This window comes from Mesorhizobium amorphae, from assembly GCF_014843845.1.
Taxonomy (GTDB): domain Bacteria; phylum Pseudomonadota; class Alphaproteobacteria; order Rhizobiales; family Rhizobiaceae; genus Mesorhizobium; species Mesorhizobium amorphae_A.
This window is the reverse complement of record NZ_JHQS01000061.1, coordinates 233,460-249,426: the sequence shown is the minus strand read 5'-3', so window position 1 is coordinate 249,426 and position 15,967 is coordinate 233,460. Positions and strand designations below refer to the sequence as shown.

At 61.1% G+C, this 15,967-nt stretch carries 13 protein-coding genes and 1 tRNA gene; 10 read left to right on the top strand and 4 right to left on the bottom strand.

Translation table 11 applies throughout. The annotated features are described in order from the left end of the window. Nucleotides 1-30 precede the first annotated feature (30 nt). Together DH08_RS27665 and DH08_RS27660 are read left to right on the top strand one after the other, a co-directional pair. The gene (locus DH08_RS27665; protein ID WP_192182423.1) at nt 31-1,194 is read left to right on the top strand and encodes a M20 aminoacylase family protein; all 1,164 of its coding nucleotides are present in this window, start codon (nt 31-33) and stop codon (nt 1,192-1,194) included. Nucleotides 1,195-1,378: 184 nt separating this feature from the next. Next, nucleotides 1,379-1,455: transfer RNA gene (locus DH08_RS27660), tRNA-Arg, on the top strand. Nucleotides 1,456-1,743: 288 nt separating this feature from the next. Here DH08_RS27660 and DH08_RS27655 read toward each other — a convergent pair. Continuing rightward, on the bottom strand, nt 1,744-2,631 hold the full coding sequence (locus tag DH08_RS27655; protein WP_192182421.1) for a metal-dependent phosphohydrolase: 888 nt from the start codon (nt 2,629-2,631) through the stop codon (nt 1,744-1,746). 328 nt (nt 2,632-2,959) lie between these two features. On the opposite strand from DH08_RS27655, the gene DH08_RS27650 reads away from it, so the two are divergent. From DH08_RS27650 to DH08_RS27635, 4 genes are all read left to right on the top strand, one after another. Continuing rightward, on the top strand, nt 2,960-4,696 hold the full coding sequence (locus DH08_RS27650) for an adenylate/guanylate cyclase domain-containing protein (protein WP_192182419.1): 1,737 nt from the start codon (nt 2,960-2,962) through the stop codon (nt 4,694-4,696). 393 nt (nt 4,697-5,089) lie between these two features. Continuing rightward, a complete protein-coding gene (locus DH08_RS27645; RefSeq protein ID WP_192182417.1) occupies nt 5,090-6,304 on the top strand; it encodes a glycosyltransferase family protein in 1,215 nt (404 codons plus the stop codon). Between the two features lies 1 nt (nt 6,305). Beyond that, the gene (locus DH08_RS27640) at nt 6,306-7,550 is read left to right on the top strand and encodes a glycosyltransferase (protein WP_192182415.1); all 1,245 of its coding nucleotides are present in this window, start codon (nt 6,306-6,308) and stop codon (nt 7,548-7,550) included. Nucleotides 7,551-7,903: 353 nt separating this feature from the next. Beyond that, nucleotides 7,904-8,689 (top strand): glycosyltransferase family protein, encoded by a 786-nt coding sequence (locus DH08_RS27635; protein WP_345892454.1) that lies wholly within the window; start codon nt 7,904-7,906, stop codon nt 8,687-8,689. A 90-nt stretch (nt 8,690-8,779) separates the two neighbouring features. On the opposite strand, the gene DH08_RS27630 is transcribed toward DH08_RS27635, so the two are convergent. Continuing rightward, entirely contained in the window at nt 8,780-9,454 is a 675-nt protein-coding gene (locus tag DH08_RS27630; RefSeq protein WP_428339312.1) for a class I SAM-dependent methyltransferase, read from the bottom strand. Nucleotides 9,455-9,534: 80 nt separating this feature from the next. Here DH08_RS27630 and DH08_RS27625 point away from each other — a divergent pair, with 80 nt between their 5' ends. From DH08_RS27625 to DH08_RS27610, 4 genes are all read left to right on the top strand, one after another. Next, nucleotides 9,535-9,798: a hypothetical protein gene (locus tag DH08_RS27625; protein WP_192182411.1), complete on the top strand. Its 264-nt coding sequence runs from the start codon at nt 9,535-9,537 to the stop codon at nt 9,796-9,798. A 17-nt stretch (nt 9,799-9,815) separates the two neighbouring features. Beyond that, on the top strand, nt 9,816-12,530 hold the full coding sequence (locus DH08_RS27620; RefSeq protein ID WP_192182409.1) for an ABC transporter transmembrane domain-containing protein: 2,715 nt from the start codon (nt 9,816-9,818) through the stop codon (nt 12,528-12,530). A 162-nt stretch (nt 12,531-12,692) separates the two neighbouring features. Continuing rightward, on the top strand, nt 12,693-13,142 hold the full coding sequence (locus tag DH08_RS27615; RefSeq protein WP_192182407.1) for a cyclic nucleotide-binding domain-containing protein: 450 nt from the start codon (nt 12,693-12,695) through the stop codon (nt 13,140-13,142). A gap of 75 nt (nt 13,143-13,217) precedes the next feature. Beyond that, nucleotides 13,218-14,072 (top strand): MBL fold metallo-hydrolase, encoded by an 855-nt coding sequence (locus DH08_RS27610; RefSeq protein WP_192182405.1) that lies wholly within the window; start codon nt 13,218-13,220, stop codon nt 14,070-14,072. A gap of 1 nt (nt 14,073) precedes the next feature. Here the strand turns inward: DH08_RS27610 and DH08_RS27605 are convergent, their stop codons facing one another. Both DH08_RS27605 and DH08_RS27600 read right to left on the bottom strand, forming a co-directional pair. Further along, nucleotides 14,074-14,838 (bottom strand): polysaccharide deacetylase family protein, encoded by a 765-nt coding sequence (locus tag DH08_RS27605; protein WP_192182403.1) that lies wholly within the window; start codon nt 14,836-14,838, stop codon nt 14,074-14,076. Next, nucleotides 14,835-15,923, bottom strand: a complete 1,089-nt coding sequence (locus tag DH08_RS27600; RefSeq protein WP_192182401.1) for a glycosyltransferase family 4 protein — start codon at nt 15,921-15,923, stop codon at nt 14,835-14,837. The genes DH08_RS27605 and DH08_RS27600 overlap by 4 nt, the downstream gene beginning before the upstream one ends. Nucleotides 15,924-15,967 lie beyond the last annotated feature (44 nt).

Sequence of the window (15,967 nt, the reverse complement as noted above, 5' to 3'; positions counted from 1 at the left end):
CGGCTGCCCCAACAGCGAAATGGACCGATCATGCCTATCCTGAATCGCGCCGCCGAGATGCAAGAAGAGGTTGCCGGCTGGCGACGGCACCTGCATCAGACGCCGGAACTGAACTTCGACGTCTTCCAGACCGCCGCTTTCGTCACCGAGAAGCTGAAGGCATTCGGCTGCGACGAGGTGGTGACGGGCCTCGGCAAGACCGGCGTGGTCGGCATCATCCACGGCCGCAAGGGCGACGGCACGACCATTGGGCTGCGCGCCGACATGGACGCGCTGCCGATCAACGAGATCACCGGCAAGCCCTATGCGTCCACCATTCCCGGCAAAATGCATGCCTGCGGCCATGACGGCCACACGGCGATGCTGCTGGGCGCGGCCAAATACCTGAGCGAGACCCGCAATTTCAGCGGTTCCGTGGCTGTGATCTTCCAGCCGGCCGAGGAAGGCGGCGGCGGCGGCAACGAGATGGTCAAGGACGGCATGATGGACCGCTTCGCCATCTCCAAAGTGTTCGGCATGCACAATATGCCGGGCCTGCCGGTCGGCCAGTTTGCCATCCGGCCGGGCCCGATCATGGCGGCGACCGCCGAATTCACCATCACCGTCAAGGGCCGCGGCGGCCATGCGGCGATGCCACACGGCACCATCGATCCGATCGTCATCACCAGCCAGTTGGTCGGCGCATTGCAGACGGTCGCCTCGCGCAGCACCGACCCGGTCGAGGCGGTGGTGGTGTCGGTGACGAAGTTCCACGCCGGCGACGCCTATAACGTCATTCCCGAAAACGCCGAGATCGCCGGCACCGTGCGCTCGCTGAAGAAGGAAGTCGCCAAGAAGGCGGAGGAGCGCATCCGCACCATTTGCCAGGGACTGGCCACCGCCTTCGGCGCGACGATCGAGGTCGACTACAACGCCAACTATCCCGTCACCTTCAATCACGCCGAAGAAACGGTCTTTGCCGGCGATATCGCGGCCTATGTCGCGGGCAGCGCCCAGGTGCACCGCGCCATCCAGCCGGTGATGGGCGGCGAGGATTTTTCCTACATGCTGGAAGCGCGCCCCGGCGCCTTCATCTTCATCGGCAATGGCGACACCGCGGGCCTCCACCACCCGGCCTACGACTTCAACGACGAGGTCATCCCGCACGGCATGAGCTATTGGGTGAAGCTGGCCGAAACCGCGCTGGCCGCCTGACGGACTTTGGCGCCGGGCCGCATGCGGCGCCGGCGTTCGGGCACGGGCACGGCGAGATTGCGGCTTGTCAGCGACGGCGCAGGCCTTGGAATTCAAGGCCGCGCCACACCTCGGCGTATCGACCCGGCGCTTTGAACCTTCCTCTTGGCGAAACGATCCGAAGCGGCTATGTGTCGGGCCGCGTGGTCCCGTAGCTCAGTAGGATAGAGCGGCAGATTCCTAATCTGTAGGTCACAGGTTCGATTCCTGTCGGGATCACCAACGGTTTCAATGGCTTATCTAGCAGGCTGCCGTACTTTTTTAGGATAGGCTGGGCGATATTAGTACGGCAAACTTTGCAGATCCTGTCGTTTAGGCGCGTATCCCGAAAGGCAGAAAACGGACAATATCCGCTGCGAAGGTTGTGACGCGTTCGGCCAGTTGGCTTCCGCGATCGCGTACCAGCCGGCCTATCGCGACAGCGAGCTCGATACTGCCTCGTCGGCGTTATCGCGCAACCATTCGAAGAATTTGACCTGGGTGGTTAGTCGTGCGATCGCGCCGGGGCTCTTAAGTTACCACCGAAAGGCTCGCCGAGGTCGGCTGCAACACGCCGGGGAACGGCCCGATCCTGGCCGGGCGATGCCCGGACTGGAAGAGGTTGCTGTGGAGGTTGGCGATCCACTGCTTGCCTTCCGTCGTCAGCTCCAGATAGCGGATCGCGTCACCGATATAGGGCTCGACCTGCAGCGTGAAGAAATCGGTGAAGATGGCGCCGAGATCGGCGGCGGTCTTGCAGCCGAGCTTTTCCACCATCCCGATCTCAGAGAACTCGGCAAACAGCGCCGGCAGCTTGCGGTGGTAGAAGGGATCAGCGAGCTGGCCGATCAGGTCCGCGGCCCTGACCAGCGCCGGCTCGGTGTTGGTGACCTGGTATGCCGGATCGTTCGGCACTGGAAAGCGCGTCATCTCGATCGCCTCGACAATGCGCTCCTCGTTGATGAACTTCGAGGAAGCAAAACGTTGGCGCGTATAGATCTTGGCGCGCTCGATATGATAGGGCGCTAGTACCGCGTCGGAGGCGCCGCGCGGTGGCGTATAGCGGTCGCCGGCCTCGTTAATGACGAAGCTGTCCTCGGTGTCGCCCTGGCACACGCCGTGCACCATGCCAATGTCGTGGACAAGCAGCGCGCAGGTATAATGCAGCCAGTCATCGGGGGTCAGGGATTCCGAAAGCAGCCGGCCTCGGATGATCTGCTGGCCAGCGAGCGTAACCATCAGCGTGTGCTCGATGTTGTGATAGAGAGCGTTCGAATTGCCGATGCGCTCCAGGACCAGGCGGGCCGCCCCGCCTATGTAGCTCGCATATTCCGAATTGCGATGCGAGAAATACTGGAGATAGAGTTCCGACAGATGGTCGCCGAGCCGGTCGGCCATGATGGAGATTGGATTGAGCATGACAACCGTTCCTGACCGCTTTGAAGCAGACATTTCGCGCCGCGCTGTGGCCATCCTAGCACGGTTTTGGCCTGGATCTTATCTACAGCAGCACCTATCTCAAACGTCTTGAACGACAGCTAATCTGTCGCTCACTCGACGAACAGCCTCGCACCAATCGCGACAAGCAGTTTTCCAGGTTGTACGAGCCTTGGGGCAACCTTCGCTTCTCACCTCCAGTGCCTCGGATGCGGCGCAACGCGAAAATCCCGAACCATACTCCAGGCCCACTAAGCCTTTGATTCCAGCGACTCCATGTTAAAGTTGCGTGTTTCTTTGAGGCTGAAGCATGGAACACAGGCTCGCTGCAGTGCTTGCAGCCGACATGGCAGGATACTCTCGGCTCATGGAAGCCGACGAGCAGGGCACGCTCGCCCGGCTAAGAACCCACCGGATCGAGCTCATCGATCCGGCAATCGCCAAGAATCAGGGCCGAATTATCAAGACCACAGGCGATGGCATGCTCGTCGAGTTCCAAAGCGTGGGGGACGCCGTACGCTGCGCCGCAGAGATTCAGATCCGCATGCGCCGCCGCAACACCGACGTGCCGGAGGACCGTCGTATCCAGTTTCGCATTGGCATCAACCTAGGGGATATCATCTTCGATGATGGCGACATCTACGGCGACGGCGTCAACGTTGCGGCGAGACTCGAGCAGCTCGCTGATGTCGGCGGGGTATGCGTCACCCAGGCCGTTTACGAACAGGTCTCCGATCGCATTGAAGTCAAGTTCGAGGATCTGGGCGAGAAGTCGCTGAAGAACATTTCACGCCCGGTGCGGGTCTGGCGTGCGGTGCTCGACGAAGCTGCTTCGGCAGCGGGCAACGGCGCCGCCCGACGTGGCGTCGTCAAGCCCTCGATCGCCGTCCTGCCCTTCGCCAATATGAGCGGCGATTCCGAACAGGAATTTTTCGTCGATGGCCTGACCGAGGACATCATCACGGAACTTTCGCGCCGGCATGAGCTTTTCGTGATCTCGCGCAACTCCACCTTCGTCTACAAGGGGCAGTCGGTGAATCTGCGCGAAATCGCCCAGAAGCTGGGCGCGCAATATCTGGTGGAGGGCAGCGTCCGCAAATCGGGCGGGCAACTCAGGGTCACCGCCCAGCTGATCGACACAGCAAACGACACACATATTTGGGCCGAGCGATACGATCGCAAGCTGGACGACGTGTTCGCCATCCAGGATGAGCTGACTGCGGCAATCGTGGCCACGCTGCCAGGCCGCGTCGAGGCCGCGCAACAGGACCTCGTCGCGCGCAAGACGCCGGCCAGCATGGCCGCTTACGAATGTGTGCTGGCGGCCAAGGTCCGCCACCATCGCAGCAGTCGCGCCGAGAACGAGGAGGCGCTGAAACTGATAACGCGGGCAGTGGAGCTCGACCCCGACTACGCGCATGCCCACGCCTGGAAGGGCTGCATCCTGGGGCAAGCCTGGGGCTACGGCTGGTGTGCCGACAAGGACGCGACCTTCGACGAGGTTGTCCGCGAGGCGGAGTCGGCGCAGGCGCTGGACGCCAACGATGCGGACGTCCAACGAATCCTGGCGGCGATCAACATCAACCGCAACGACCTGACCAAGGCCCGCCACCACCAGGAACGCGCGCTCGCGCTCAATCCGAACTACGATCTTGTCGTGGTCCAGCAGGGCGAGCTTCTGACTTGGCTCGGCCGGCCCAAGGAAGGGGCCGACTGGATTCGCAAGGCCATGCGGCTGAACCCTCACCACCCGGAGCGCTTCTGGAGCCATCTCGGGAAAGCGCTCTTTGCAGCCCGGGAATACTCGGAAGCCGTCGAGGCCTTCATGCATCTGTCGAAGATGGATGCCAGCCAGCACGCCTTTGTTGCGGCCGCCTATGGCTGGCTGGGTGATCGGACAGCTGCGGCCGCGCACTACGCTAAAATAAGCAAGTTCGATTCGGAGTTCACGATCGACACGTTGGTCGCCACCCTGCACTACGCGAATGACGCGGACCTTCAGCATTTGGTTGATGGGCTAAAAACTGCCGAATCCGCTCAGTTCTAGGCATAGGTTCGCTGGCTTCGTGCGACGGTCCAAATGATCTTCGAGCGGTTCGAACGATCAAATCGGCAACCGCACTGGCTGGACGCTCAGTTACGAAGGTGTTACCGGCCAATGGGGGACCGGTCGATCGACAAGGCCTCTGCAAGCTGGCCAAGCAAACAGATCTGCGTCGGCGAGGATCATACCCGTGAATGATGCAGGTTCTTCTGGACCACGTAGCAGGCGGGCAGCCGAGCAAACGCAGCTTCCTAGCTTCAGCATATGGGCCCTCTTGGATAATACAAATTGAAAATTGTGCCCTCATGTTTCAAAACAGGTCGATAGACCCGCGGGATGGTTTCGTGCGGGGCCGCCCACGGTCCTCAAGGCGAGAATTCTAAAAGACGTTCAACAATGACCCAGCACGTACAAGACGCGCGAATTCTAATGTACAGCCACGACACGTTCGGGCTCGGCCACTTGCAGCGCTGCCGGACGATCGCGCATTCGCTGGTCGAGGATTTCCGCGGACTTCAGGTGCTTATCATTTCGGGTGCGCCTATCGCTGGCGCCTTCGACTACCGCGCCCGTGTCGACTTCGTGAAGATCCCCAGCGTCATCAAGTTGCGCAACGGCGAATACACCTCGCTGGAAAAGGATATCGATCTGCATGAGACGCTGAGGATGCGCCAGTCGATCATCCGCCACACAGCCGAGACCTTCCGGCCGGATATCTTCATCGTCGACAAGGAACCGCTCGGCCTGCGCGGTGAGATCGAGGACACGCTGTCCTACCTCAAGACGCGGGGCACCACGCTCGTGCTTGGCCTGCGCGAGGTGATGGACGCGCCGCATCTGCTCGAAGCGGAGTGGGCACGCAGGGATGTGATGCGCAAGATAGGCCTGTTCTACGACAAGGTCTGGGCCTATGGTCCGCCGGATTTCTACGATCCGTTGACCGGCCTGGACGTGCCGCCGGCTGTCAGGGCAAAGATGAAGTTCGTCGGTTTCCTGCAACGGAGCCTGCAGAAGAACGAGTTGCCCGGCCACCGGCCCGAGGGCGACTATATCCTCGTTACCACCGGTGGCGGCGGTGACGGCGGTGAACTGATCCACGACGTCATCGATGCCTATCAGCAGGATCCGCAGTTGCAGCATAGGGCGCTGATCGTGCTTGGGCCTTACATGCCGGCGCGCAAGCGCAACAAGCTGCTCAGGAAAGGGTCCAAGATCCCCTATATCAAGATGATCGAGTTCGACAACCGCATGGAAGAGCTGATTGCCGGCGCCAAGGCGGTAGTGGCGATGGGCGGTTACAACACCTATTGCGAGATACTGTCTTTCGACAAGCCGGCGCTGATCGTGCCGCGCGTCAAGCCCCGCGAGGAACAGCTGATCCGCGCACGGCGCGCAGCCGAACTCGGCCTCATCGAGATGCTTTTGCCGGAAGAAGCCGAGGATTCCCGGCGGTTTGCCGATGCACTGAAGGTGCTGCCGGACCGGCCCCGCCCATCGCAGAGCAATCCGCATCTGACGCTGGAAGGGCTGCCTCATATTTCCGAAATCGTCGCGGAACTGCTCGACCGGCGGGCCGGCCATCACCTTTCGGTCATTGAAGGCATGAACTGAGTTGCAACACCGCAAGATCGTCGTGGTTCTGAAGGGCTATCCGCGGCTGTCGGAAACCTTCATCGCGCAGGAACTGCTCGGTCTGGAGCGTGCGGGATTCGAGCTGATACTCGTCGCGCTCAGGCGGCCGACCGACGCAAAACGCCACCCCGTGCATGACGAGATCAAAGCGCCCGTCCATTATCTGCCGGAATATCTGCATGAGGAGCCGCTGCGCGTGGTTCGCTCGCTGTTTGCTTATCTGTTGCGGCCGGGCTTCTGGCGCGCGCTCCGATTGCTGGCTACCGATATCCCCCGCGACTTTACGCGCAATCGCGCTCGCCGCTTCGGGCAAGCGCTCGTGCTGGCGGCCGAATGGCCTGAAGGCGCAGGCTGGCTGCACGCACATTTCGCGCACACGCCGGCATCGGTGACGCGCTATGCCAGCCAGCTTCGCGGCCTGCCCTGGAGCTGCTCGGCCCATGCCAAGGACATCTGGACTTCGGCGGACTGGGATCTGGCTGGCAAGCTTTCCTCGGCGCGCTGGACGGTCACTTGCACGAAAACCGGCTTCGACCGTCTGAAAAAACTCGCTAACGGCAACTCGTCCGTGCATCTGAGCTATCATGGGCTCGACCTTGATCGCTTCGGCAGTTTCGGCGAGGCGCGAAAACAGCATGACGGCTCGGCGCCGGACGAACCGGTTATCGTTCTGAGTGTCGGGCGCGCCGTTGAAAAGAAAGGTTACGATACCTTGCTGGAGGCCCTTGCCCTCTTGCCTGGTGATTTGGCGTGGCGTTTCGAGCATATCGGCGGCGGCGAGGAATTGGAACGGTTCAAGGCGCTGGCGCAAAAGCTCGGCCTGGATGGTCGCGTCTCTTGGAAAGGCGCGCTTGCGCAGCAGGAGGTGCTTGAGCACTACCGCTGCGCCGACATCTTCGCCCTGGCCTGCAGGATCACAGCAAATGGCGACCGGGACGGTCTGCCGAATGTTCTGGTGGAAGCAGCTAGCCAGCGGCTTGCATGCGTGTCGACCGATATTTCCGGCGTGCCGGAGCTTTTATCGCCGGATGAAACCGGGCTGCTGGTTCCGATGGAAAACCCAATTGCCCTGGCACAGGCGCTGGAGCGCCTTATCCGTGATCCCGTGCTGCGCGCCCGCCTCGGCGACGCCGCAGAGCGGCGCGTCCGCGGTAATTTCGATCATATGGCAAGCATTGGACAGCTCAAGGAACTGTTCGAGCGGGAGTGGCGGGCCGCCGAATGAAGCGGCTGCGTGCTTTCTTCTATGTCCAGCACCTGCTCGGTATCGGCCATCTCGCGCGCGCCAGCCGCATTGCGGCGGCTCTGGTCGATGACGGGTTTGACGTAACCGTCGTAACCGGCGGAGCGCCGATCGCGGGGTTTCCGGGATCAGGTGTAAAATCTGTAACCCTGCCACCTGTCACCTCCGGTGATGAAGGTTTTTCCGGTCTTGTCGACCTGCAGGGCAAACCCATCGACGATGATTTCAAGAAATCGCGTTCAGAGATGCTGCTGCAGGCATTCCGGGATTGCAGGCCTGATATCGTCATTGTCGAGGCGTTTCCATTTGGACGCCGGCAGATGCGCTTCGAACTCTTGCCGCTGATCGAGGCCATCGACGCGGCGTCGCCCAGGCCGCTGCTGGCGACGTCCGTCCGCGATATCCTTCAGGAGCGCGTCAAGCCGGGCCGAGACGAGGAAACGGTCGATCTCATCAACAGGCATTTCGACCTGGTTATGGTCCACGCCGACCCGGCTTTCGCAACCATCGACAAGACATTTCCACTGGCTGGGGCGATCAGGGCCGAGATCACCTACACAGGGCTCGTTGCCGGGCTGCCATCGCCCGCGGCTTCCGAGCGCTTCGACGTTCTGGTGTCGGTTGGCGGCGGGGCTGCCGGAAAGAGCCTTGTCAGATCCACCGTCGCAGCGGCGCGGAATGCCAACAACGCTTGGAAATGGTGTTTGATCACCGGCCCAAACCTGCCGAAAGACGAGTTTGACGCGATTGCACGCGATGCCACGCCGGGTCTGTCCATCTTCCGGTTCCGCGAGGATTTCGCCAGCCTACTGACCGGCGCCCGCCTGTCAGTCTCGCAGGCGGGTTACAACACGGTCTGCGATGTCCTGCGCGCGGGTTGTCGCTCCCTGCTCGTTCCATTTGCAGCCGGCGGGGAAACCGAACAGACGGTTCGCGCTCTGATGCTCGAAGAACTCGGTCTTGCAACGGTGCTGATGGAAAAGGACCTAACGCCCGAAGGCTTGGCGCAAGCGATCGAACAGGCGCTTGCGGCACCGACGCCATCCGCGCATCGTCTCAATCTGGAAGGCGCTCGTCGCTCGGCGCAAATCCTGCGCGAGCGGTATCGACATGGTCCCTAAAAGTGGAGCCCGGTTTCGAAAAAGTTCATGATCAAACAGACGATGGATCCTAACGCGCGTCGTGTCTGGATGAGATACGCTTAACACGCTTCAAACCGTTCCGATCAGCATGAAGCGCGTATAATTTTTTGTCGGCAGTTCGCCGGAGAACCGCACCTCCCGTAGCGCCGCCATTGTTTCGAAGGCTGCAAGTGAGGCCACGCAGTTGATGTGCGTCGGCTCGCTGAAATAATCGTTCGATTGCAGCAGCACATTCGTACCCTGCGGAAGCAGAGCAAGCCAGGCGCGCAGATCGGCTATGTGTTCGCAGCTCGTATTGACCGTCAGGTCGGGCCGCCCGGCCGCATAGTCGAGTGCGTACATATCTGCCGTCAGCGCCCGGAACCGGTCGCCGGCTTCCCGGTTGAGGGTCCGGGCGACCGGCGCGACTTCGGGATCGATGTCGATGCTATCGACCGCCGCGATGTCGAAGCGGGCGTCGTTGAAAAGCATTGCCGGCAATACGCCGTACCATCCACCCAGGACCCATATGCGCCCGAACCGGCCGCCGCTGCTTTCGAACAGCCTGTCGAGCGCCCACATCTTGCAGGCGACCTGCTTGTGGTTAAAAGCGTTGGCGATATCGGCCTGCGGATGCTTGGCGATGACGCGCGCCAGCCCTGCCACGAGAGGGCGGTCGACATAGGCAGCAATTCCCCGCGTGAGGTCCAGGGTTTGCTCGTGCCCGTCCATGCCGGCATTGCGTGGTTGCGTGACATCCATCATATTCGTCTTGTATGGTGGGATTTCGGGCGACACAACGCAATCTTGCCCCCCGCAAGGCTGTTTGATCCGCGGACGTGATTATGCTGCAAGCCGCTTCGCCATTGCCCGGTGCCGGAGAGAGCCGCTTGCATCTGTCCGGACCATCGGCGTCCATCCGCCAGCACCAGCCACGCAGCTGCGGCCTCGTGCTTGGCTATTCGCCAAAACCCTACGGAAGCCGCGAAGCGTTTGAGCGCAGGACAATTTCCGTGCACTGCAGCTTCGAGCTTGCCGTTGGCGACAAAGAAATTGCCGATACGCCATTCGCCAGCAGGTGCTTTTACATCCTGCATCCTTCCAACTGAAGGGTCCACAGCCGCATATGGAACCCAGCCTAGCCCGCTATATCTGGACGCACACCAAGAAGCAGCAGGTCGGGATATTGATGATCGTCGTGCTTTCGATGATCCCGTATTTCATGTCCTTCGACCTGCCGAAGCTGATCGTCAACGGCCCGATCCAAGGTGGCGGCTTCGAGCAACCGGGCGCGACCCAGCCATTCATGAGGCTACACTATAACCTGCCGTTCATTGGAGAGGTCCTGTTCTTCTCCGGTTTTCAGCTCGACCGCACGGCGACGCTGTTTGCCCTGAGCCTCGTGTTCCTCTTGCTGGTCGTCATCAACGGCCTGTTCAAACTCTACATCAACACCTACAAGGGCCGCCTCGGCGAACGCATGCTGAGGCGTATCCGTTTCGAGCTGGTCGATCGTGTGCTGCGGTTTCCGCCGGTTTACTTCAAGCGGGTGAAATCCGCCGAAGTGGCGACCATGGTGAAGGACGAGGTGGAGCCGCTGGGGGGCTTCATCGGCGATGCCTTCGTGCAGCCGGTACTGCTCGGCGGCCAGGCGCTGACGGCCATGCTGTTCATCATGGTCCAGAACGTCTGGCTCGGAATGATAGCGGCCGTGATCGTGGGGATCCAGATCGTGCTCATCCCGCGAATGCGGCGGCGGCTGATCGTGCTTGGACGCGAGCGGCAGTTGACGGCGCGCGCGCTTTCGGGCCGGGTTGGCGAAATCGTCGACGGCATCGGCGCGGTTCACATCCACGATACATCAAACTACGAGCGCGCCGACATAGCTGCCCGGCTCGGGCTTATCTTCAAGATCCGCTTCGATCTTTACCAATGGAAATTCATGGTGAAGTTCCTCAACAATTTTCTCGCGCAGGTCACGCCCTTTCTGTTCTACATGATCGGCGGGTATCTGGTCATCCAGGGGCGGCTGGACGTCGGCCAGCTCGTGGCCGTGATCGGCGCCTACAAGGACCTGCCCGGACCGATGAAGGAACTGATCGACTGGGATCAGGCGCGGCAGGATGTCCAGGTCAAATATCAGCAGGTCGTTGAACAGTTTACCGTTGAGGATCTCATTGCGCCGCGAATCGGGGCATTGACGATCGACGATCCCGCTCCGATGACCAACCCGCTGTCGGCGATCAATCTGTCCATAGCAGACGATGGCGGTGCAATGCTCCTTAATCGTATCTCCCTCCAGGTCAAGCCGGGTGAGACGGTGGCGCTGGTCAGTACCGCGACAGGTGGAGCGGAGGCGCTTGCAGAAGCCTTCGCGCGGCTGAACTGGCCGGACAGCGGAAGGATCGCTTCGGGCGCCGACGACCTGCTTGAACTCCCCGAAGCAGTGACCGGCCGGCGCATGTCCTATGCCTCGTCGGATGTTTTCCTGTTCCAGGCAAGCCTCCGCGATAACCTGCTCTACGGGTTGAAGCATGCGCCGCTGACATCGGTGCCTTATGACGGTGCTGCGGCAGACCAGCGCCGCTGGAACGTCGACGAGGCGCGCCGGTCGGGCAATCCGGAGCATGATATCCACAGCGACTGGATCAACTACGCTTCCGCCGGCGCTACCGGCCCGCACGACCTCTTTGAAGCCGTGCGGCGGGTGCTCGACGCGGTTGTTCTGTCGCGCGACATTCTGGACCTTGGCTTGCGCTCTTCGGCCGACCTCACGCGTCACACGGAGCTTGCCAGGCGGATCGTCGAACTGCGTGCGGCGCTGCGAACCCGGCTGGAACACGAAGGGCTGAGCGGACTGGTGGCTCCTTTCGAGCCGGGCGCCTACAACAAGGAAGCAACGATCGGCCAAAACCTGCTCTTCGGCGCTGCCGCCGGCCCCGAACTTGCCGACAGGGCCCTGGCGGCCAATCCCTATTTTGCTTCTGTGCTGAAGCAAGCCGGCCTCGACCGCACCCTCTACGAAATGGGCATGGAGATCGCCGAACAGGCGATCGAGCTGTTTGCCGACCTACCGCCCGATCACCAGTTCTTCCAGCAGCTCGCCTTCATGAGCGCCGAGGAGATACCCGCCTACGAAACCTTGCTGCAACGGCTCAAGAACCGTCCCTACGAGGCGGTTTCGGAGACCGACCGCGCCATGATCGTCACCTTGAGCTTTGCCTATATCGAGCCCCGGCACCGCTTCGGCCTGCTGAGCGACGAGCTGATGAGCAAGATCGTCGCTGCACGCAACCGGTTCTATGAAAACCTGCCGCCCGAGCTGCAAAATGCGGTCGAACGGTATGATCCTGCCAAATACATTGCCGCGGCTACCGTCATGGACAATGTCCTGTTCGGGCGTGTGGGCAACAACCATCCCGACGCGCCGGACCGCATACGCTCCATCGTCTATGACATTCTTGATGAACTGGGGCTTTATGCCGAACTTCTGGATGTCGGCCTGGACTTCAACGTCGGCGCCGGCGGCAGGCGGCTGACCGGTGGACAGCGACAGAAGCTCGATGTTGCCCGGGCCCTGCTCAAGCGTCCTGATTTTCTCATTCTCAACCGGCCGCTGTCGGCGCTCGACCAGCGCATGCAGGATAAGGTGCTGCGAAACGTGCTCGAGGAAGCCAGACGCGACGGCCATTCACCGGCAATTGTGTGGGTCGTGACGAATCCGGCAATGGCGATGATGTTCGATCGCGTTATTGTCTTCGACTCGGGTCAATTGGTGGAAGACGGAACACACGAGACACTTTTGGCGGGAAGCGGTATCTTTAAGGAACTGCTGTCATAGAGCATTGGACATTCAGATGGGGTCATTTTGCCGGTGGGAACTTTCTGCAAGTTCAAGGGGCCCGACTGATCGGGCTCGCCACCTTCCGGAAACAGAATTGATTCCATCTGGGTGTCGGTTGTTCTAGTCTCGCAGACGTGAATTTTGGGAAGGTTTGCGACAATGCTGCTCAAGGATGAGGTTGGAATGCTGCAACGCGTTCCCTTGTTCTCCGGCATAGAGCCGACAAAGCTCAAGCTGCTTGCGTTCACATCCGATCGCGTGAGCTACAGCGCCGGCCAGATCCTTTTCCGACAGGGCGACGAGGCAGACGCCGCCTATGTCATCCTCTCAGGCAGGGCGGATATTCTGGTCAATTCCGACAGCGGACCGATAAAAGTTGCCGAACTGGTGCCAAATTCGATTGTTGGCGAGATCGCCATATTGTGCAACAGCTCCCGCACGGCCACCGTCAGAGCCGCAAGTCCGCTGGAAGCCTTGAGAATCCGCAAGGATCATTTCCTGAGGCTTATGAAGGAGTTCCCGGAAATGACCATCGAGATGGTGCGGGTTCTTGCCGATCGCCTAAGCCATACGACCGCGGATCTGATCGACGCACGAAGCGCCAAGTAACGAGTAACGTGCGCTTAATCCTCGCCGTCGTGATGGCACTGGCTACCATAGGCGACTGGACTGCGAAGGGGTAGCATGGACGACGACGTTTTCCTGGTCAGGTTTTGGGGCGTGCGCGGCAGCATTTCGGTATCGGGGCCAGAATTCTCTCGCTATGGCGGCAACACAATCTGCATTGAGATGCGATGCGGTAAGCATACGCTTCTGTTCGACGCGGGCTCTGGCCTACGGCCTGCCGGCTGGGCACTTCGGGCGTCGGGCGTGACCGATTTCGACCTGTTTTTCACCCATTGCCATTACGATCACATCATCGGGCTGCCGGCTTTCAAGCCGATCTATGACCGGAGCGTCAAGGTCAGGCTCTGGTCCGGGCATCTTGCAGGACGCATGACGACCCGGCAGATGGTCGATGAGTTCATGCGGCCGCCGTGGTTTCCGGTGAAACTCGATATCTGCAAGGCAAGCATCGACTGTCGCGATTTCGTATCCGGAGACGTGCTTCGGCCGCGCGAAGGGGTGGTGGTCCGAACCGGCAGTCTTAACCATCCGGGCGGCTGCGTAGGATACCGGGTCGAATGGGGCGGCCGCGTCGTGGCGGTGATCACAGACACTGAGCACGAGCCGGACAAACTCGATCAGGCGGTGCTCGGCTTGATCGAAGATGCCGACCTCGTCATTTACGATTGCGCCTACACCGAGGAGGAAATGGAACGCCGCCGCGGTAACGGACACTCGACATGGCAACAGGGCGTCAAACTCTGTGAGGCGGCCGGTGCGCGGGGGCTTGCGCTGTTTCACCACGATCCGGCGCGCACCGACGAGGAACTGGACGAGATCGAGAAACTGGCCAAAGACAGGTTTGCCGGCGCTTTTGCCGCGCGGGATGGCCAGACGCTCAAATTTCCAGTCTCATTGCACAAAAAGCGCTGAGCTATTTTCCTCTACCGGCGCTGCGCCCGATCAATGTCCAGATCGGAAGCCATACGCAGGCTTCAGTCCGTGCGGTGACTGTGAACAGCCGTTCGAGGAAAAGCCAGGCCGATTCATCATGTACGAGATGGTGGGTGAGCAGGCCGACCGGTTCGCCACCGTCGACTGCATGCTGCAATTGCGCGATGATAGCCTGAACCAATAGGCCATGATCGCGGCAGCCGCGCGTGCCGTGCCAATCCATGATGTCGACATTGCTGTTGATGACCGCCAGTGAAGCCGGTTTCGGCGGCCCAAAGACCGACAATGCCGAAAATCCTATCGATCCAAGGTCGGATACCACGCCGGCGTCAATCCTGTTCCAGGGTGGCACCAGCATCGGAACGGCACGTGCGCCGTGCAGGCCGGTTACGTGCGACAGCCCGCGAGCCAGATCATCGAGCACCGCCTCGCGTGGCCGATGCGCGCCGAGCTCCTGCTTCTTCTGGTCCTCGGGCGCATGATTTCGGTGCGCCCAGCCATGGATGGCGACCGTGGCATGTGGCGCCTCGTCAAGCCCGACGACAAGCTTCTCGTCGGTCAGGGCTGGAATGACGGCCAGAGTGACCGGAACCGCGAATTCACCGGTGAGGTCAAGCAGCCGATCAAGCGCAGGCGTCGGATCCACGGCGTCATCGTCGCGCAGCCAGAACTCTGCCTTGCGGCCCGCCCTTTGCCGGCGCGCCAGCTCTCTCACCAAGGGCTGCCAGATCGGATCGGATGTCATGGAACCGGGATCTTCTTGAGAAGTTCGGCCAGACGCGCCGCTGCAGTACCGAGGGAGCGCTCTTCGAGGACGAAACGCCTGGCTTCTGCGGCCATCATGGTTCTTTCGTCGTTATGGGCCAGAAGCCTTTCAATGGCGGAAGCGAACGCCGCCACATCGCCCGGCGGGGTGAGAAACCCGGTCTGGCCATCCCGCACGACCTCCGGCACGCCGGCAATGTCCTGAGCCACCACCGGAAGGCCGGCGGCCTGCGCTTCAAGATAGGCAACGCCATAGGCCTCGCCGTAACCCGGCCAGACGTAAATTCCCCCGGTGTAAAGGACATCCGGCACGGCGGCCGGCTCGATCGCGCCAAGCCATTCGATACGGTCGGCAGGCAAGCCGGCGAATTGCGCTTTGACCTCGTCACGGGCAGGCCCGTCGCCGACGATCGACATGGTCCAGGGCAGGTGGCCGATCGAGCCGAGCGCTTGCGCCAGCATGCGATAACTTTCGAGTTTGTCGCCCGGGCGCATCATGGCAACGGTAACGAGGCGCGTCGGACAACCCCGTACCGGCATTTCCCGGAATGCCGATGTGTCGATGAAGGGCGAAAGCATGCCGAGAGCGGCGTCGGGAATGGCATCCGTCAGTCCCTGACGATCCCTTTGCGTGAAGCAGATGTTCAGCGCTGCCTGCTTGATGGCTCGCGCCACCAATGCCTGGCTATCGGCCCACAAGCCGGCGTTGCGTCGCCTGGAATAGGAGGCTTCCGCTGTCACATAGGGGACAGCAAAGGCCGACGCCAGCTCGGGCCCGATCAGGTCGGGCGCCTTGTAATAGGGATGATAGGAGAACCAGAGATCGGGCTTGCCGTTACGGTCCCAAAGCCTTGTCAGCCGCGCGGCTTCGTCCCGAGCCTCGATCTTGAGCGCATCGAAACTTTCCAGCTCCGGCTGGCGTAGATAGAAGCGCAACTCCGATGCCAGTTCGACGCTATGCCCGCCATGCTGCAGCGCCTTGACCAGCATCCGTGCCATCTGGCGGTCGCCGGAGACAACGGGATGATTGGGCGACTTCAGCGGCGCGTAGAAGGCAATTCGCATCGCGCGATCCTATCATCGCAAAGCCTGCGCAAGTCAATTTCGAC

Coding starts and splice junctions, on each gene's coding strand:
- DH08_RS27665 (WP_192182423.1), top strand. CDS start 31: ATGCCTATCCTGAATCGCGCCGCCGAGATGCAAGAAGAGGTTGCCGGC.
- DH08_RS27655 (WP_192182421.1), bottom strand. CDS start 2,631: ATGCTCAATCCAATCTCCATCATGGCCGACCGGCTCGGCGACCATCTG.
- DH08_RS27650 (WP_192182419.1), top strand. CDS start 2,960: ATGGAACACAGGCTCGCTGCAGTGCTTGCAGCCGACATGGCAGGATAC.
- DH08_RS27645 (WP_192182417.1), top strand. CDS start 5,090: ATGACCCAGCACGTACAAGACGCGCGAATTCTAATGTACAGCCACGAC.
- DH08_RS27630 (WP_428339312.1), bottom strand. CDS start 9,454: ATGATGGATGTCACGCAACCACGCAATGCCGGCATGGACGGGCACGAG.
- DH08_RS27625 (WP_192182411.1), top strand. CDS start 9,535: ATGCTGCAAGCCGCTTCGCCATTGCCCGGTGCCGGAGAGAGCCGCTTG.
- DH08_RS27620 (WP_192182409.1), top strand. CDS start 9,816: ATGGAACCCAGCCTAGCCCGCTATATCTGGACGCACACCAAGAAGCAG.
- DH08_RS27615 (WP_192182407.1), top strand. CDS start 12,693: ATGCTGCTCAAGGATGAGGTTGGAATGCTGCAACGCGTTCCCTTGTTC.
- DH08_RS27610 (WP_192182405.1), top strand. CDS start 13,218: ATGGACGACGACGTTTTCCTGGTCAGGTTTTGGGGCGTGCGCGGCAGC.
- DH08_RS27605 (WP_192182403.1), bottom strand. CDS start 14,838: ATGACATCCGATCCGATCTGGCAGCCCTTGGTGAGAGAGCTGGCGCGC.
- DH08_RS27600 (WP_192182401.1), bottom strand. CDS start 15,923: ATGCGAATTGCCTTCTACGCGCCGCTGAAGTCGCCCAATCATCCCGTT.